The following is a 17,191-nucleotide window of genomic DNA, read 5'->3' as shown; positions in this document are numbered from 1 at the left end:
TTAGAAAGTATCGAATGGATATTCAATTTTTAGGAACGGGGGCTGGTCAGCCCTCTAAAGCCCGCAACGTTTCAAGTCTCGCCCTGAAACTCTTGGACGAGATTAACGAAGTTTGGCTCTTTGACTGTGGAGAAGGTACGCAAAATCGCATTCTTGAGACCACAATTCGACCACGTAAGGTCAGCAAAATCTTTATTACCCACCTACATGGAGACCACATCTTTGGCTTACCAGGTTTCCTTTCTAGTCGAGCCTTTCAGGCTAATGAAGAGCAGACGGATTTGGAAATCTATGGACCTCAAGGGATCAAGTCCTTTGTCTTAACCAGCCTTCGTGTGTCAGGTTCGCGTCTGCCTTATCGTATTCATTTTCATGAGTTTGACCAAGATTCTTTAGGAAAAATCCTTGAGACCGATAAATTTACGGTGTATGCAGAAGAGCTGGACCACACTATTTTCTGTGTTGGTTATCGTGTTATCCAAAAGGATCTAGAAGGAACTTTAGATGCTGAAAAGCTCAAGGCTGCTGGCGTCCCATTTGGCCCACTTTTTGGGAAAATCAAAAACGGCCAGGATGTTGTTTTGGAAGACGGAACTGAAATCAAGGCAGCAGACTATATCTCAGCTCCACGTCCAGGTAAAATTATCACTATTTTAGGAGACACTCGAAAAACGGATGCCAGTGTGCGTCTGGCTGTCAATGCCGATGTCCTTGTCCATGAGTCCACTTATGGCAAGGGTGATGAAAAAATTGCTCGTAACCATGGCCACTCTACTAATATGCAAGCTGCACAAGTAGCAGTAGAAGCAGGTGCCAAACGCCTCTTGCTCAACCACATCAGTGCTCGTTTTCTCTCAAAAGATATCAGTAAGCTCAAAAAAGACGCTGCTAGTGTTTTTGAAAATGTCCATGTGGTCAAAGACTTGGAAGAAGTGGAAATCTAAAAAATTGAGAAAGGAACAGTATGTCTACTATTCTCATTACTGGAGCTAGCGGTGGTCTAGCCCAAGAAATGGTCAAACTCCTGCCAAATGACCAACTCATCTTGCTTGGTAGAAATAAGGAAAAATTAGCTCAACTCTACGGAAATCATCCACAAGCAGAATTGATTGAAATCGATATTACCGATGATTCAGCCTTAGAAACTCTGGTAGCAGACCTCTATCTCCGCTATGGCAAGATTGATGTTTTGATAAACAACGCTGGTTACGGGAACTTTGAGGAATTTGACCAGATTTCCGACCAAGATATTCATCAGATGTTTGAGGTCAATACCTTTGCTCTGATGAATCTATCTCGACGCCTTGCGGCCCGTATGAAAGAGAGTCGAAAAGGCCATATCATCAATATTGTTAGCATGGCAGGTTTGATTGCCACTGGCAAGTCTAGTCTCTACTCAGCCACTAAGTTTGCAGCCATTGGTTTTTCAAATGCTTTGCGCCTTGAACTCAGGCCCTATGGTGTCTATGTGACAACAGTTAATCCAGGCCCAATCCGAACAGGATTTTTTGACCAGGCCGACCCAGATGGCACCTATCTCAAGTCGGTTGAACGCTTCCTGTTGAAACCAGATGCAGTGGCTAAAAAGATTGTCAAGATTATAGGAAAAAACAAACGAGAACTCAATCTCCCGATTTTGTTGAATCTAGCCCATAAGTTTTATACTCTCTTTCCCAAGCTAGCAGATAAGTTGGCAGGGGAAACTTTTAATTATAAGTAAAAAGAACCAATATGCAGGTTGTTGTTAGCCTACATATTGGTTCTTATTATTTCTCAACTATTAAACTGAACTTCTTCTAGGAGATAGTCGATAAAGCGTTCGCCCATCTTAGACAGGCTGGTTTTTTCATGCTGGATATAGACCAGCTCAATTGGGTCATCAATATCCAGTGGGATAGAAACGATATTGTCTCCGTTGAGGTTGCTGTTCAAAATCCCTGTCGCAATGGTATAACCGTCCAGACCAATCAAGAGATTAAAGAGGGTAGCACGGTCGCTGACTACGATGGATTTCTTGTGGTGTTCTTGGGAAAGAATCTCTTCTGAAAAGTAGAAGGAGTTGTGCGTCCCTTGGTCATAGCTGAGATAAGGGAAGTTTTCCAAATCAGATAGTTTGACCTTGTCTTTCTTTGCCAGAGGATTGGTCTTGCTGACAAAGATATGCGGTTGTGCTGTGAAGAGATGGTGAGCCAGCAGATGATTGTCATCCAGCATCTTGGTTAAAACATCGCGGTTGTAGCTGTTTAAAAATAGGACACCGACCTCACTACGGAAGTTCTTGACGTCGTCGATAATTTCCCAAGTCCGAGTTTCACGAAGAAAAAGCTCGTATTTTTCCATATCGCTTTTCTTGAGCAGAGAGACGAAAGCGTTGACTACAAAGGCATAGTGTTGAGACGAAACGCTAAAGAGTTCGCGGTGGGCGACAGGATTTTTATAGCGTTCCTCCAGAAGCTGGGTTTGCTCGACAACCTGACGGGCATAAGAGAGAAACTCCATCCCATCACGGGTCAAGGTGATACCCTTGGGATTGCGGATAAAGATTTCAATGCCCATTTCATTTTCCAAATCTCTTACTGCGTTGGAAAGACTAGGCTGAGTGATAAAGAGTTGCTTGGCTGCCTCATTCATGGAGCCAGTTTCGACGATTTTGATAATATAATGTAATTGTTGAATTCTCATGTTTTTATTGTACCACACTTGCGTCAGAATCGCCAAAGAAGATAGGAAAATCAGGAGCATTGTGTGAGTCTCTGTAAAGTAGTTAAGAAGAAACTTCTAAATCATTTAGTAAATAAGGTAAAAAAGTAGCTGAGCAAGGTATGTATTGGGCACTATAAAAATTTTACTCGAAAATAAGAAACTTGCACGATTTACTCATTACTTAGCCAATACTAGAGTTTATACTAGTTATTGTAAAAATGATCATCCAAAAGAAGGAAGGAGGCAACCTTATGGCTAAAAATACAAATCGTTCAGAGATTGATTCTCTAAGTTTTGAGGTTGAAAAGCAAGAACTTTCCGCGCAATCAGAAGCTTGTGGTACACAGCTTTTAAAATGACGCTAGCAAATCTGTGTAGATTGTGTTTTACCTATTCTTATGAGTATACGAGAAATAATGTTCGTTGTTAGATAAAACAAAAGGAAAATTCTAGTGTTTTATTACAAAACATTGACAACATTTTGATTTGGTGTTATATTTACGGGAGAAATACAAATAAAATAAGACAACTTTGAGATTGATTCTTTGGATTATGGAAATTAATAGCCAAGAATTGAATGGAAAATCTGTTGCTGGGTAGGGTACGGCTGTTAGATTAACAGCACAGGGACGCTGTGGTTGGTGGTTTGATATTCTTATGAATGTATTTCGCCAAACGTGCGCTGTGGATAAAACTACCTCTATTTTTTGACAGGAGGATAAAATGGAAGGAATTATTGGAACACTAGAATTCTATGCACCTGTACTGGTCTTAGGAGTTCTTGTCATAGGGATTGTTTACTTTATGAAAAAAAGAAACGATCGCAAATAATCAACATCGACCGATACCTGAAAAAGGCATCGGTTTTTTATAACTTGAATATATTGCACAAAATACTCATGGCAAACCTTGAAAGAAACCGTATAATGAGAGCGTAATAAAGAAACGGAGGAATGAAATGATGAAACAACTTATCGTGACAGGATTAACGAAAACATTTGGTCAAGGGGATAATATCGTTCATGCTTTATCAGATGTGAACTTGTCCGTTGAAAAAGGCGAATTTCTGGCAATTATGGGAGCTAGTGGTAGTGGAAAAACAACACTTCTCAACTGTATTTCAACGATTGATAAACCAACATCAGGTGAGATTCGATTTGAAGATTTTGACATCATCCATGCCAAGGAAAATGAACTAGCTGACTATCGTGCTAAAAACATTTCCTATATTTTCCAAGCTTACAACTTGGTGGAAACCTTGACGGTCTATGAAAATATCGTCCTACCTCTTCAAATTCAGGGGAAAAATATCAAAAAACATCAGGATAAGATTGTGGAAATTTTGGATAAGTTGGCCATCCAAAACTTAAAAGATAAGTTTCCTAATCAGTTATCAGGTGGTCAGCGACAACGTGTGGCAACTGCTAGAGCCTTGATTGATGATTCTAAACTGATTATCGCAGATGAGCCGACAGGAGCCTTGGATTCTGCCAATTCTGAAAAACTGATGGCGCTTTTGCAGGAAATCAATAAAAGTTTTGGCATCACCATTTTATTGGTCACCCACGACCCTGCTGCAGCCAAGTATTCCTCACGGATGGTGCTACTCAGTGATGGAAAGATTATGGATGATTTGGAACGTAACAGCTTATCTAATGAACAGTATTTGCAAGAGATTTACAGCCGTACAAGATAGGAGGGGGAGAGTATGTATCCAAAATTGATTTTACGAAATGTATTTCGAAATTTACAGACCTATACCATCTATTTTTTCAGTCTAACCTTGATTTATAGCTTGCTCTACGCTTTTAATGCTTTACCAAGCCATCCAGTGATGCAAAGTTTATCAGGAGCAAAGGAAATGTTAACGACGGTGATGAGCCAGTACATGGGCTTGCTTTCCTATCTGATTCTATCGGCGATTGCCTTTCTCATCGTTTACTCCACAAACTTTGTTCTGGGACGGCGCAAGAAAGAGTTGGGACTTTATGCAACGCTGGGCATGAAGAAGAAGCAGATTATCCGTACCCTGTTCTTTGAAACCATGCTGGTCAATATCTTTTCCTTGATTCTAGGTTTCTTGCTTGGAGTGATCTTACTGGTCATTCTAGCTAAGGTTGCATCTGAGTTTTTTATGGCAAATTACTTTGGTAGTCTGCTTTTCTTTGATAGCAAGTCTGTCATCTTACTAGTTTATTCCTATTTGGTCACCAGTTTTATTGTTGGTGTCATGGACATTCTTACCTTTAGAAAGCAAAATATCATTGCACTCATTCAAGAAAATGGGGTCAAGAAATCTGTCTTGGCAAAAGGCAAGCCAGTTCTTCAAGCATTTCTCTTTATTCTTTCGACAGCTGTTATTGGTTTTGGTGCTCTCTATTTTTCAGACTATCACCATCTATCATTCTTGAAAAGCTGGGGTATCTTGCTGGTATCTGTCTTCGTGATTTTTGTGATTTTATTTTACAATACCTTGAGCCATTTTATCTTGGTCTCCCTTAGAAAACTGCCTCAAACCTACTATAACAAACTAAACACTTTTAAAATCCGTCAATTTTCAAAACAAGCTGATAGTAATTCGGTCACGTTGGCTGTCTTATCCTTGACCTTGACACTGGCTCTCAGCTTACTCGTTTTTAGTGGTAGTGCCTATACGACTATGAACCGAGAGCTGAACAAATACTCACCTTATGATGTAACTGTCAATCTTTATCGTGGTCAAGAGTTCCAATTTGCTCAGGATTCTGTAAAAGATAGGCTGAAAGCAGATGGATTTGACTTTAACCTCATCAAAGAGGAGTACAGCTATCCTAGCTATTCTAGTAATTTAACTTATAAAGATTTGATTGATACTAGCAATCTCTGGGCGCATGATAAGGAACTTCCTGAATCAAAAGTACCGATTTTAGGAATTTCTGCCTACAATCATCTCCGCAAACTGCAAGGGAAAAAAGCGGTTGACTTGGCAGAAGACCAATTTCTAGTCAATGCCAATTATAAAGGAACTGCCAAGCAGATTCAGGAATTTCTATCAACGACCAAAACCCTCATGATTAACGGTCATTCTCTCAACCTTGCCTCTTCAAAGCCACTTGAAACAGTTTACTTTTTATCTTCAGTAGGTCTAAATGACGCAGGAACCTTGATTGTACCAGATAAGGTAGTAGTTGGATTGACGGAAGACCACACGACCTATGTTGCCAATTTCAAAGAAAACATTGACAAACGGGAAGTAGAAACATTCTTGAGTCAGTGGATTGAAAAATACTACTTCACTCGTGAAGGAGCAGAGTTGAATTCGTTCACCTATCAAACGAAAGGAAGTATTTTTGAGGTTTACCTTGGATTTATGGGCGTCATTGTCTTTGTCATGATTTTTGTCAGTGTTATTTTTATCATTATTTCCCTCAGTATCTTGTCCCTTCAAACTTCTACAAGTGCTTTGGATAGTGTGAATGATTATCAAATCTTATACCTTCTTGGGAATAAGAGAAAGCAAAATCGCTTTATTCTTTTGCAACAGATTCTAAGTTATTTCTTGGTTCCGCTGGTCATCGCAGGTCCGCTAGCATTTGCCTTGAGTACCGCTCTTTTGGGCTATTTTGAGAATTTCGCTAATACCAGCATTTCTATTGATATCACCTATCTGGGAGTAGCGGTCTTACTATTTGTCCTTTACCTGCTAGTGACTTACAGAGTAAGTTGGCAAATGATTGAAAATTAAGTCAAATACCAGAGTTGCCTATCCGACAATTCTGGTATTGTGTTATAATGATATTAAAGTAGTTCAGGAAGTGGATACATATGAAACAGTTTGTCAAATTGATCTCGAAAAACTCACTTTTATTGTGGTGGTTGACGATTTTGAATCATCTAACTTTGATGATTTATATTTATTATAGGATTCCTCTGGAGTTTTCGACAGATTTTTCCTTACAGATGGTTTTATTGCTGATTATTGCTTTAATTGTATTTAGCTATATTTGTAATATTGTGACCTTTCGGTATAGTGAGTTGAAACTTTGGTTGCTCCTGATGATGTTTCTCATTAGCTGGCAATCCATCTTTAATCAAGGAGTTGCGAACACCCTGTTGCACTTTTTTGATATTCTTCATCCGCTCAACTCTTTTTTATTGGTGTATAGTTCTCTGTCTATTATCTTTCTGGGAGAGAAAATAGGAGAAGAACTGTTGAGTGTGTCCTTTGTGTTGACACTAATCACCATTAGTTCGTATCTGTTAAGTCCTTCAATTTTTCTATTTCTGTCCTTGTTTGCGTCTTTCTTTTTAAACCTTGTTCCCTTGATTTTACTGATTTTATATCATAAAGAGTTGAAAAGTAAACTCAAGTATCAGAGACGAAATTTGTGGATATTAGCTTTGATATTGCCTCTTTCTTATTTCTTTTTGTATATCAATACGACGGGCTCAGGAGTGATGAACCTAGTCTGGTATCTGGAAATTCTTGGCATTTTAGCTTTTTTACACTTCAAAACGATTATCAGCTCTCTTCAAAAAAAGGTATCAGAGTTAAAATTGTCCTATATAAAAGCTTTTTCACACTTATTTTTACTAGTTATGTTTTTGTTAGTAGGTATTTTCATCATCTTTCGTCTAAACTTAAACACGAGCTTTTTGGTCTTGAATATCATGTTACTATTGTTCGGGATTTGTTCGGAAGAATTGATTCGCCTCTTTCGTTCTGCTGATATGCTAGATGCTAGGGATTATGTAAAAGTTCTCTTTTTAAAGCGTAACCGTATGGTGAAAAGTCTGCTGGCAAATGAAGACACAGAACAACAGTTCTCCGAATTTCTTCACAATGAAATCCTGCAAAATGTGATGGCAATAAAAAATTTCAATCAATATAGTAGCAATAAAGCTTTTGGTGAACAGATCAATCTGGTGACAGAGGAGTTGGTTCAGCGGATTCGTGAGCGGATGGATTATTATCAGCCAATGGTAGAAACAGACGAGCAGTTAGACATCCAGTATCAAGGGCTGATTAATCGGATTGTCAAGCGCTATCACGCAGAAAATGAATTTGTCACACAGTTTCCTGCCCACTTTAGACTTTTATCTCCTTACGATAAAATTACCTATCGTCTGGTTGAGGAGTTGGCGACCAATGCAGTTAAGTACGCTAGTGGTGGAACGATTTCTTTGAAGATTGATGTGCATGATGACGCTATTTTTATCATTTCTGAAAATGACTGCCTTCAAACAGAAAAATCCTTAGGTTATGGCTTGAAAAATATGTCTAATAAAATTAGTGTTTTAGGTGGTCAGATGCAGATTTTTGAAAATAATAAGAGATTTCGTGTAGAAATTACTCTCCCGATTGATAAGGAGTTGTGCTATGAAAATTTTGTTAATTGATGATCATAAATTATTTAGCCAAAGTATCAAGATGATTTTAGAGTTATCGGAAAACATAAAAAAGGTCCAGTTAGTGGATAATTTTTCGACTATTTCGGAGATTGCTTTTAATAACTACGACATTATTTTGATTGACATCAACCTGACGAGTCTGTATCAAGATGATGGGCTGACCTTGGCACAAGATATTATCGACAATGGTTGTTCTAGTAAGATTGTAATTTTGACGGGATACAGCAAAAAGATGTATGAACACCGAGCTAAAGCTATGGGAGCTTATGGCTTTCTAGATAAAAGTATGGATCCAGATGAGTTGGTGAAAAAACTGGAAAAGATTTATCTAGGAGGTAAGGTCTTTTCAGATGAAGTGATGGTAGAGGTGCTAACACCACGAGAAATCGAGATACTAGAACTGGTTAGAAATGGCTTGACCATTGATGATGTCTGTGACAAGGTCTATGTGAGTAAACGTACAGTTTCTAATCACTTGGCCAATATCTTTTCAAAATTAGGAGTGGCTAACAGGCAGGAGGCGATTCATATCGCTGAGCAGTTGGGCTATTTTCCACCAGATTAAAAAGTTGCAGAAGATGCAGCTTTTTTAATTTGTGTGATACTTCTTGTATGGTCTCTTCTTGAAAAAAAGACAAAAATTTGCTAGAATGAGTCTTATGAAAACATTCTATGATGTGCAGCAATTCCTCAAACGATTTGGTATTATTGTTTATATGGGAAAACGCTTATATGATATTGAACTGATGAAGTTGGAACTCTCTCGGATTTACGATGCAGGGTTGATGGACAAATTAGACTATCTAGAAGCAGAAGCGGTTCTTCGCAGAGAGCACAAGGTAGAATTGGATTATATTGAGAAAAATGGAGAAAAGAACTAATGGTTACTTGGATTTTGTGGGCACTTATACTAGCAATGTTGGCGTGGATGGGCTTTAACTATTTTCGTATTCGCCGTGCGGCTAAAATTGTAGACAATGAGGAATTTGAAGCCTTGATTCGTACGGGTCAATTGATTGATTTGCGCGACCCAGCTGAATTCCACAGAAAACATATCCTTGGGGCCCGCAATATTCCTTCAAGTCAGTTGAAGACTAGTCTTGCAGCTCTTCGTAAAGATAAACCTGTCCTTCTTTACGAAAACCAACGTGCGCAACGTGTCACAAATGCAGCCCTTTACTTGAAAAAACAAGGTTTTTCTGAGATTTATATCCTTTCTTATGGTTTGGATTCTTGGAAAGGGAAAGTCAAAGTTGAGAAATAAGAAAACGAGCTTGGATGTTTCCGAGCTCATTTTTTAACCACTTTTTCTGAGAAAGTCACGAATGCTTGTCAACTCTTCTGAGTTGAGGGGGCGATAGTCTCCCTCTTGAAGATTCTCATCCAAGCTCCAAGGTCCAAAATGGGTGCGTTTGAGTGAGGTCACCTTGACACCAACCGAGAGAAACATTTTCTTAACCTGATGAAATTTTCCTTCTGAAATGGTGATAGAGGCTTGGCTGAAAGAAGGACTTGCAGATAGAATCTCTAGTCTTGCAGGTTTACAGACAGTACCATCTAAAAAGACAATTCCCTTTTGAAAGGCTTGGATATGGTCAGGTGTCAGAAGTCCATTAACCTCAACTTGATAAGTCTTATCGACATGATATTGGGGATGGAGGAGCTGAAAGCCCAAGGGACCGTTATCGGTCAAGAGGAGGAGTCCTGTCGTATCTCGGTCTAGTCGGCCGACGGCATAGAGCTTGTCAGACTGGATGTCAGGTGACAGCAGGTCCATGACAGTTGGAAGTTCCCTGTCTTTATTGGCTGTAACGACACCAGCAGGCTTATGAATCATAAGGTAGGTGTGCTCATAGCCTCGAATGATTTGGTCCTGAAAAAGGAGTTCTTGTAGTCCTGTATCGATATTTTGGGCTAAGGAACGGGCTGGGCAACCATCGACTAGAATTTCCCCTTTGAGGAGTGCTTGCTTCATGGCCTTTCGGCTGATTTTTTCTTGGGCTAATAAATTATCTAAACGCATACTGTGCTTATCTTATCATAAGTCGCTTGCTTTGAAAAGGCTTGACGTGAAAAGAAAAGCAGAGTGAAAACATTTACACTTGCTTGAGTTATGTTATTTACCTGAAATTATGGTATAATCGTTCAGTTAGAAAATAAATTTTGAATATTATAGAGGAAATCATGACAAAATTAAGAGAAGATATCCGTAACATTGCGATTATCGCCCACGTTGACCACGGTAAAACAACCCTCGTTGACGAATTATTGAAACAATCAGAAACGCTTGATGCACGTACTGAATTGGCTGAGCGTGCTATGGACTCAAACGATATCGAAAAAGAGCGTGGAATTACCATCCTTGCTAAAAATACAGCCGTTGCCTACAACGGAACTCGTATCAATATCATGGACACACCAGGACACGCGGACTTCGGTGGAGAAGTTGAGCGTATCATGAAAATGGTTGACGGTGTTGTCTTGGTCGTAGATGCCTACGAAGGAACAATGCCACAGACTCGTTTCGTATTGAAAAAAGCCTTGGAACAAGACCTTGTCCCAATCGTTGTTGTTAACAAAATCGATAAACCATCAGCTCGTCCAGCTGAAGTAGTGGACGAAGTCTTAGAACTTTTCATCGAGCTTGGGGCTGATGACGACCAGCTTGATTTCCCAGTAGTTTATGCTTCAGCGATCAACGGAACTTCTTCATTGTCAGATGATCCAGCTGACCAAGAAGCTACTATGGCACCAATCTTTGATACGATTATCGACCATATCCCAGCTCCAGTAGATAACTCAGATGAGCCTTTGCAGTTCCAAGTGTCACTTTTGGACTACAATGACTTCGTTGGACGTATCGGTATCGGTCGTGTCTTCCGTGGTACAGTTAAGGTTGGGGACCAAGTTACTCTGTCTAAACTTGATGGCACAACTAAAAACTTCCGTGTTACAAAACTCTTCGGTTTCTTTGGTTTGGAACGTCGTGAAATCCAAGAAGCAAAAGCAGGTGACTTGATTGCCGTTTCAGGTATGGAAGATATCTTTGTCGGTGAAACCATTACTCCGACAGATGCAGTAGAAGCTCTTCCAATCCTACACATCGATGAGCCAACTCTTCAAATGACTTTCTTGGTCAACAACTCACCATTTGCTGGTAAAGAAGGTAAATGGGTAACTTCTCGTAAGGTAGAAGAACGTTTGCAGGCAGAATTGCAAACAGATGTTTCCCTTCGTGTTGACCCAACTGATTCACCAGATAAATGGACAGTTTCAGGTCGTGGAGAATTGCACTTGTCAATCCTTATCGAAACAATGCGTCGTGAGGGTTATGAACTTCAAGTATCTCGTCCAGAAGTTATCGTAAAAGAAATCGACGGTGTCAAATGCGAACCATTTGAACGTGTTCAAATCGACACTCCAGAAGAATACCAAGGGTCTGTTATCCAAAGCCTTTCTGAACGTAAGGGTGAAATGTTGGATATGATTTCAACTGGTAATGGTCAAACTCGTTTGGTCTTCCTTGTTCCAGCGCGTGGGTTGATCGGTTACTCAACTGAGTTCTTGTCAATGACTCGTGGTTACGGTATCATGAACCATACCTTCGACCAATACTTGCCATTGATTCCAGGTGAAATTGGTGGTCGTCACCGTGGTGCCCTTGTTTCTATCGATGCTGGTAAGGCTACAACTTACTCAATCATGTCTATCGAAGAACGTGGTACGATCTTTGTCAACCCAGGTACTGAGGTTTATGAAGGAATGATCATCGGTGAAAACTCTCGTGAAAATGACTTGACAGTTAACATCACTAAGGCGAAACAAATGACCAACGTTCGTTCAGCTACTAAGGACCAAACAGCTGTTATCAAGACACCTCGTATCTTGACACTTGAAGAGTCTCTTGAGTTCTTGAACGACGATGAGTACATGGAAGTAACGCCTGAGTCTATCCGTTTGCGTAAACAAATCCTTAACAAGGCAGAGCGTGAGAAAGCTAACAAGAAGAAAAAATCAGCTGAATAAGAGCTAGAAAGAGAGAAAGATGGTCTATTTAGTCCTAGGGATTTTACTGCTCCTACTCTATGTATTTGCGACACCAGAAAGCATTAAAGGGACAGTCAATATCGTCGCTATGGTATGTATTTTAGTGGCACTTTTGGTTTTGTTGGCTCTATCTTTTCTGAAAATTTTTCAATTACCAACAGAAATATTCCTAGCAATAGCCATGTTAATCCTAGCTTACTTTAGTGTGAGAGACATCACACTCATGCCAGTCAAAAAAGGTAAAAGAAGATAAAAAGAGAGTTTCGGCTCTCTTTTTTTGGTAGGAATTTTACAATAGTTTGAATTGTTTTTTACTATAACATCATCTCTTTTGCTTGGATAATATGAATGGGAAAAACTTGAATAAAATTCGTTAATGACATCTATTTTTTGGGGAACTGTAAAACTCTATTACTAACAATATTTTAGTAAAATATGTTGATAGATTAGATAGAAAGTGATATACTTAAGTTATAAGAAATCGTTTTCAAAATAAGAAAGGATTAAATTTATACTCAATGAAAATCAAAGAGCAAACTAGGAAACTAGCCGCAGGTTGCTCAAAGCACTGCTTTGAGGTTGTAGATAAGACTGACGAAGTCAGTTACATATATCTACGGCAAGGCGACGTTGACGCGATTTGAAGAGATTTTTGAAGAGTATTGTTGTCTTGGTGCTCAGGGTGTAATGGATTAAACTAGGAAAATAATTCTAAGAATTTATAAAAGATAAAATCTTTTTCTATAGGGTTATTCTCTTATACAAGGAGTCTACTATGAAGAAACTATTCATATTATTATCAACTTTTTTTCTCAGCTTCTTCCTTGCTTGGATTATTGTCTTACGTGCCCCACAATATTTATATGCAAGCTATGATTCCGTCTCCTTACTTCGTGTCAAAAAAGATACTCAGGAACCGACGCGTGAGGTATTTGAACAAGAATTGGAGAATTTTGCAAACTCAGAACAGAGTTTAATAGCTAGAAGAATTGTAGAGCCGAGTAAGGATGGGATGACCAACTTTACTTATGCAACTTATGGTCAGGGAACTTTACCAAAAGAATTCCAAGAAGCTAGCCAAGAAAGTCGTGAACGTAGTGATCCGCTAAATAGTTATCTCCTTTTGTCAGGCTCCTTGACGAAAGAAAAGCTTGCCGATAAATTAGGAGATTTGGGTTATAAAGCAATTGCTGACCGAAAGACACCTCCCTATTCTCTTGCTTTTCGAATGTTGCTAAATCCCCTTATTTTAATTAGTTTAGCAATATTTGGCTTATCTTTCTTTGCTTTAGTGATTATCACTCGGATTAAGGAAATGAGAGCAGCAGGTATAAAACTCTTTTCTGGTCAGACTCTCTTATCCATCATGGGGCATTCTTTATCTACTGATATCAAGTGGCTCCTTCTATCAGCCCTCCTTTCTTTCCTAGGTGGGGGAGTCGTTCTTTTTAGTCAAGGTTTGTTTTATCCTATCTTGTTAGCCACCTATGGTTTTGGGATTAGTTTCTATCTGTTGTTTTTATTGGTGATTTCAATTTTACTAATGCTTCTTTATCTAATGAGTTTGAGTTACAAAGCATTAGTTCCCGTTATTAAGGGGAGATTACCCCTTAAACGCTTGATGGTTTTAACCCTATTGTGTCAGTTGGTTGCTGTCTTTACAGTAGGCTACGCTGTTAAGACAGGTTTGACGTCTTACCAACGATTGAAAGAACTTGAAATTTCAAAACAAGCATGGCAGGACAGAGCAGACTATTACCAGATTTCCTTTGGCTTAGGTGATAGAGTAAAAGATACAGAAAATCAGAGCAAGTGGTATGAATTTTCCAAAGAAGCAGTTGAACAAGAACAGGCTCTATTTGTAAAAGATAATCTCATTCATTTTGCAAATCCTCAAGGAAAAAATGAACAGGGAGAGACACTGGATACCTATAGTCCAGATGCTAATGTTCTCTATGTCAGCCCAAGTTATTTGGACAAGGAAAAGGTCGTGGTAGATGCTGAGACCAAACAGAAGTTAGTCCATCTTCAAAAAGGAGAATTTGGACTCTTACTACCAGAATCTCTTCGTTCACAGGAAGCAGAACTTAAGAAAGCTTTTGAAGAAAGATTGAGTTATTATGGAAAATCTGGTGAGGAGGCAAGTGCTCCTTTAGAGTATGAAATGAGAGCGATTGTTAGTTATCTTCCAACTGGAGAAAAGCGATTTATTTATAATAACGGTGAAAGCCCAGTATCCATCCAGTACTTAACCGATCCGATTTTAGTTGTATTTACTCCAACATCTACAGGTGATAGTATCATTTCCAAATCTAGTTGGTCTATCAATGCTGGTAAGAATATCTTTGTCAAAGGATATGAAGATGGGATTAAACTCTTGAAAAATGCAGGAATTTATGAGCAAGTATCCTATCTTAAAGAAGGAAGAAGTGTTTATCTAACTCGTTATAATGAAGTTCAAACTGAAACAGCAACTTTAATCTTAGGAGCTATTGTGGGGATAGCTAGTTCCTTGTTACTCTTTTATTCTGTCAATCTTCTATATTTCGAGCAATTCCGCCGAGATATCTTGATTAAACGAATTTCAGGTTTACGATTTTTTGAAACACATGCTCAGTATATGGTTAGCCAATTTGCCAGTTTTGTATTTGGTGCTAGTCTCTTTATTTTAAGCAGTCGAGACTTGGTGATTGGCTTGCTCACTTTATTAGTCTTTCTAGCTAGTGCAGTTCTGACGCTTTACCGTCAAGCGCAGAAAGAATCTCGTGTTTCTATGACAATTATGAAAGGAAAATAGGATGATTGAACTAAAGAATATATCTAAAAAATTTGGAAGCCGTCAGCTATTTTCAGATACAAATCTTCATTTTGAAGGTGGGAAAATTTATGCCTTAATCGGTACAAGTGGCTGTGGTAAGACAACACTCTTGAATATGATTGGACGATTAGAGCCATATGACAAAGGGCAAATCATCTATGATGGTACTTCTCTTAAGGACATCAAGCCTTCTGTTTTCTTTAGAGATTACTTAGGATACCTATTTCAAGATTTTGGCTTAATTGAAAGCCAAACCGTCAAAGAGAATCTCAATCTGGGTTTAGTTGGTAAAAAATTGAAGGAAAAAGAGAAAATCTCTTTGATGAAACAAGCTCTAAACCGTGTAAACCTCTCTTATTTGGATTTGAAGCAACCTATCTTTGAGTTATCAGGAGGAGAAGCACAACGTGTTGCACTAGCGAAGATAATTTTAAAGGATCCACCTTTGATTCTCGCAGATGAACCAACCGCTTCACTAGACCCCAAAAACTCTGAGGAATTACTTTCTATCTTAGAATCTTTAAAAAATCCGAATCGGACCATTATTATTGCGACCCACAATCCTCTGATTTGGGAACAAGTGGACCAAGTCATTCGAGTTACCGATTTATCACATAGATGATATAGCAAGATTCATACTCAATGAAAATCAAAAAGCAAACTAGGAAGCTAGCCGCAGGCTGCTCAAAGCACTGCTTTGAGGTTGTAGATGAAACTGACGAAGTCAGTAACCATATATACGGCAAGGCGAAGCTGACGTGGTTTGAATTTGATTTTCGAAGAGTATCAGTTAGAAGAAAGAGTCACAAACACACTTTGTGGCTTTTTTATTTCCATAAAAATGGTAAAATAGTAAGAGTAGAAATGGAGTTCGAGACATGAAAGTAATAGATCAATTTAAAAATAAGAAAGTCCTTGTTTTAGGTTTGGCCAAGTCTGGTGAATCGGCAGCTCGTTTGTTGGATAAGCTAGGTGCCATTGTGACAGTAAATGATGGAAAACCATTCGAGGACAATCCAGCTGCCCAAAGTTTACTGGAAGAAGGGATCAAGGTTATCACAGGTGGCCATCCTTTGGAACTCTTGGATGAAGAGTTTGCCCTTATGGTGAAAAATCCAGGTATTCCCTACAGCAATCCCATGATTGAAAAGGCTTTGGCCAAGGGAATTCCAGTCTTGACTGAGGTGGAATTGGCTTACTTGATTTCTGAGGCACCGATTGTTGGTATTACTGGTTCGAACGGTAAGACAACCACAACGACTATGATTGGGGAAGTTTTGACTGCTGCTGGGCAACATGGTCTTTTATCAGGAAATATCGGCTTTCCTGCCAGTCAAGTGGCTCAAAGCGCTACAGACAAGGACACGCTTGTCATGGAGCTTTCTTCTTTCCAACTCATGGGTGTTCAAGAATTCCATCCTGAGATTGCGGTTATTACCAACCTCATGCCAACTCATATAGACTACCATGGCTCTTTTGAGGAGTATGTGGCAGCCAAGTGGAATATCCAGAACAAGATGACAGCGGATGATTTCCTTGTTTTGAACTTTAACCAAGACTTGGCAAAAGAATTGGCTAGCAAAACACAAGCTACCGTTGTACCATTTTCAACACTGGAAAAGGTTGATGGAGCTTATTTGGAAGATGGTCAGCTCTACTTCCGTGGAGAAGTGGTCATGGCAGCTAGTGAAATCGGTGTTCCAGGTAGCCACAATGTGGAAAATGCCCTTGCGACGATTGCTGTAGCCAAGCTTCGTGGTGTAGACAACCAAACCATCAAAGAAACTCTTTCAGCCTTTGGTGGTGTTAAACACCGTCTTCAATTTGTGGATGAAATCAAGGGTGTCAAATTTTATAATGATAGCAAATCAACCAATATCTTGGCGACTCAAAAAGCCTTGTCAGGATTTGACAACAGCAAGGTCATCTTGATTGCAGGTGGTTTGGACCGTGGCAATGAGTTTGACGAATTGGTGCCAGATATTACTGGACTCAAGAAGATGGTCATCCTGGGTCAGTCTGCCGAACGTGTCAAACGGGCAGCAGATAAGGCTGGTGTCTCTTATGTGGATGCGACTGATATTGCAGATGCGACCCGCAAGGCTTACGAGCTTGCGACTCAAGGAGACGTGGTTCTTCTCAGTCCAGCCAATGCCAGCTGGGATATGTATGCTAACTTTGAAGTACGTGGCGACCTCTTTATCGACACAGTAGCGGAGTTAAAGGAATAAT

Annotated in this window: 17 protein-coding genes; 14 read left to right on the top strand and 3 right to left on the bottom strand. The window is 39.3% G+C overall.

Annotated features, from left to right (window positions below; all coding sequences use genetic code 11):
- Window positions 1-14 precede the first annotated feature (14 nt).
- Window positions 15-944, top strand: coding sequence for a ribonuclease Z (gene rnz, locus HT732_RS00720; protein WP_000354331.1), 930 nt, complete (start codon window positions 15-17; stop codon window positions 942-944).
- A 20-nt stretch (window positions 945-964) separates the two neighbouring features.
- The gene (locus HT732_RS00715; protein WP_173253638.1) at window positions 965-1,720 is read left to right on the top strand and encodes an SDR family oxidoreductase; all 756 of its coding nucleotides are present in this window, start codon (window positions 965-967) and stop codon (window positions 1,718-1,720) included.
- Window positions 1,721-1,773: 53 nt separating this feature from the next.
- Here the strand turns inward: HT732_RS00715 and HT732_RS00710 are convergent, their stop codons facing one another.
- Complete coding sequence (locus HT732_RS00710) at window positions 1,774-2,682, bottom strand: LysR family transcriptional regulator (RefSeq protein WP_173253637.1); 909 nt, start codon at window positions 2,680-2,682, stop codon at window positions 1,774-1,776.
- Between the two features lie 982 nt (window positions 2,683-3,664).
- On the opposite strand from HT732_RS00710, the gene HT732_RS00700 reads away from it, so the two are divergent.
- Both HT732_RS00700 and HT732_RS00695 read left to right on the top strand, forming a co-directional pair.
- A complete protein-coding gene (locus tag HT732_RS00700; protein ID WP_173253681.1) occupies window positions 3,665-4,399 on the top strand; it encodes an ABC transporter ATP-binding protein in 735 nt (244 codons plus the stop codon).
- A 12-nt stretch (window positions 4,400-4,411) separates the two neighbouring features.
- Window positions 4,412-6,427 (top strand): ABC transporter permease, encoded by a 2,016-nt coding sequence (locus HT732_RS00695; protein WP_173253636.1) that lies wholly within the window; start codon window positions 4,412-4,414, stop codon window positions 6,425-6,427.
- Between the two features lie 239 nt (window positions 6,428-6,666).
- Here HT732_RS00695 and HT732_RS10205 read toward each other — a convergent pair whose 3' ends face one another.
- Entirely contained in the window at window positions 6,667-6,819 is a 153-nt protein-coding gene (locus HT732_RS10205) for a hypothetical protein (RefSeq protein WP_226946464.1), read from the bottom strand.
- A gap of 534 nt (window positions 6,820-7,353) precedes the next feature.
- Here HT732_RS10205 and HT732_RS10200 point away from each other — a divergent pair.
- The 4 genes from HT732_RS10200 to HT732_RS00675 all read left to right on the top strand — a co-directional run bounded on the left by HT732_RS10200 (window position 7,354) and on the right by HT732_RS00675 (window position 9,358).
- Window positions 7,354-8,082: an ATP-binding protein gene (locus tag HT732_RS10200; RefSeq protein ID WP_240155818.1), complete on the top strand. Its 729-nt coding sequence runs from the start codon at window positions 7,354-7,356 to the stop codon at window positions 8,080-8,082.
- Window positions 8,063-8,659 (top strand): response regulator transcription factor, encoded by a 597-nt coding sequence (locus HT732_RS00685; protein ID WP_173253634.1) that lies wholly within the window; start codon window positions 8,063-8,065, stop codon window positions 8,657-8,659. The genes HT732_RS10200 and HT732_RS00685 overlap by 20 nt, the downstream gene beginning before the upstream one ends.
- Before the next feature lie 85 nt (window positions 8,660-8,744).
- Window positions 8,745-8,975, top strand: coding sequence for a YqgQ family protein (locus tag HT732_RS00680; RefSeq protein ID WP_001808324.1), 231 nt, complete (start codon window positions 8,745-8,747; stop codon window positions 8,973-8,975).
- The gene (locus HT732_RS00675) at window positions 8,975-9,358 is read left to right on the top strand and encodes a rhodanese-like domain-containing protein (RefSeq protein WP_050253190.1); all 384 of its coding nucleotides are present in this window, start codon (window positions 8,975-8,977) and stop codon (window positions 9,356-9,358) included. Before HT732_RS00680 ends, HT732_RS00675 begins: the two co-directional genes overlap by 1 nt.
- Before the next feature lie 33 nt (window positions 9,359-9,391).
- Here HT732_RS00675 and HT732_RS00670 read toward each other — a convergent pair whose 3' ends face one another.
- Window positions 9,392-10,117 (bottom strand): 16S rRNA pseudouridine(516) synthase, encoded by a 726-nt coding sequence (locus HT732_RS00670; RefSeq protein WP_173253633.1) that lies wholly within the window; start codon window positions 10,115-10,117, stop codon window positions 9,392-9,394.
- Window positions 10,118-10,278: 161 nt separating this feature from the next.
- On the opposite strand from HT732_RS00670, the gene typA reads away from it, so the two are divergent.
- The 6 genes from typA to murD all read left to right on the top strand — a co-directional run bounded on the left by typA (window position 10,279) and on the right by murD (window position 17,190).
- Window positions 10,279-12,120, top strand: a complete 1,842-nt coding sequence (gene typA, locus HT732_RS00665) for a translational GTPase TypA (RefSeq protein WP_000164111.1) — start codon at window positions 10,279-10,281, stop codon at window positions 12,118-12,120.
- A 19-nt stretch (window positions 12,121-12,139) separates the two neighbouring features.
- Window positions 12,140-12,394, top strand: a complete 255-nt coding sequence (locus HT732_RS00660) for a DUF3165 family protein (RefSeq protein WP_050306033.1) — start codon at window positions 12,140-12,142, stop codon at window positions 12,392-12,394.
- Window positions 12,395-12,659: 265 nt separating this feature from the next.
- Window positions 12,660-12,785, top strand: a complete 126-nt coding sequence (locus tag HT732_RS10440; protein WP_275690727.1) for a hypothetical protein — start codon at window positions 12,660-12,662, stop codon at window positions 12,783-12,785.
- Between the two features lie 131 nt (window positions 12,786-12,916).
- Window positions 12,917-14,938 carry a bacteriocin-associated integral membrane family protein gene (locus tag HT732_RS00655; RefSeq protein ID WP_173253632.1) on the top strand — a complete coding sequence of 674 codons (2,022 nt, stop codon included), beginning with the start codon at window positions 12,917-12,919 and terminating at the stop codon, window positions 14,936-14,938.
- A gap of 1 nt (window position 14,939) precedes the next feature.
- Window positions 14,940-15,581 carry an ABC transporter ATP-binding protein gene (locus tag HT732_RS00650; RefSeq protein WP_000571283.1) on the top strand — a complete coding sequence of 214 codons (642 nt, stop codon included), beginning with the start codon at window positions 14,940-14,942 and terminating at the stop codon, window positions 15,579-15,581.
- A 256-nt stretch (window positions 15,582-15,837) separates the two neighbouring features.
- Window positions 15,838-17,190 carry a UDP-N-acetylmuramoyl-L-alanine--D-glutamate ligase gene (gene murD, locus HT732_RS00640; RefSeq protein ID WP_173253631.1) on the top strand — a complete coding sequence of 451 codons (1,353 nt, stop codon included), beginning with the start codon at window positions 15,838-15,840 and terminating at the stop codon, window positions 17,188-17,190.
- Window position 17,191: the final 1 nt, after the last annotated feature.

Source organism: Streptococcus sp. 5346 (genome assembly GCF_013277455.1).
GTDB lineage: Bacteria > Bacillota > Bacilli > Lactobacillales > Streptococcaceae > Streptococcus.
The sequence above is the reverse complement of the archived record's forward strand: the minus strand, read 5'-3'. Positions and strand labels throughout refer to the sequence as shown.

Coding starts and splice junctions, on each gene's coding strand:
- typA (WP_000164111.1), top strand. CDS start 10,279: ATGACAAAATTAAGAGAAGATATCCGTAACATTGCGATTATCGCCCAC.
- HT732_RS00695 (WP_173253636.1), top strand. CDS start 4,412: ATGTATCCAAAATTGATTTTACGAAATGTATTTCGAAATTTACAGACC.
- HT732_RS00700 (WP_173253681.1), top strand. CDS start 3,665: ATGAAACAACTTATCGTGACAGGATTAACGAAAACATTTGGTCAAGGG.
- HT732_RS00660 (WP_050306033.1), top strand. CDS start 12,140: ATGGTCTATTTAGTCCTAGGGATTTTACTGCTCCTACTCTATGTATTT.
- HT732_RS00650 (WP_000571283.1), top strand. CDS start 14,940: ATGATTGAACTAAAGAATATATCTAAAAAATTTGGAAGCCGTCAGCTA.
- HT732_RS00710 (WP_173253637.1), bottom strand. CDS start 2,682: ATGAGAATTCAACAATTACATTATATTATCAAAATCGTCGAAACTGGC.
- HT732_RS00655 (WP_173253632.1), top strand. CDS start 12,917: ATGAAGAAACTATTCATATTATTATCAACTTTTTTTCTCAGCTTCTTC.
- HT732_RS10440 (WP_275690727.1), top strand. CDS start 12,660: ATGAAAATCAAAGAGCAAACTAGGAAACTAGCCGCAGGTTGCTCAAAG.
- HT732_RS00685 (WP_173253634.1), top strand. CDS start 8,063: ATGAAAATTTTGTTAATTGATGATCATAAATTATTTAGCCAAAGTATC.
- HT732_RS00670 (WP_173253633.1), bottom strand. CDS start 10,117: ATGCGTTTAGATAATTTATTAGCCCAAGAAAAAATCAGCCGAAAGGCC.
- murD (WP_173253631.1), top strand. CDS start 15,838: ATGAAAGTAATAGATCAATTTAAAAATAAGAAAGTCCTTGTTTTAGGT.
- rnz (WP_000354331.1), top strand. CDS start 15: ATGGATATTCAATTTTTAGGAACGGGGGCTGGTCAGCCCTCTAAAGCC.
- HT732_RS10205 (WP_226946464.1), bottom strand. CDS start 6,819: ATGAAGAATATCAAAAAAGTGCAACAGGGTGTTCGCAACTCCTTGATT.
- HT732_RS00680 (WP_001808324.1), top strand. CDS start 8,745: ATGAGTCTTATGAAAACATTCTATGATGTGCAGCAATTCCTCAAACGA.
- HT732_RS10200 (WP_240155818.1), top strand. CDS start 7,354: ATGTTACTATTGTTCGGGATTTGTTCGGAAGAATTGATTCGCCTCTTT.
- HT732_RS00675 (WP_050253190.1), top strand. CDS start 8,975: ATGGTTACTTGGATTTTGTGGGCACTTATACTAGCAATGTTGGCGTGG.
- HT732_RS00715 (WP_173253638.1), top strand. CDS start 965: ATGTCTACTATTCTCATTACTGGAGCTAGCGGTGGTCTAGCCCAAGAA.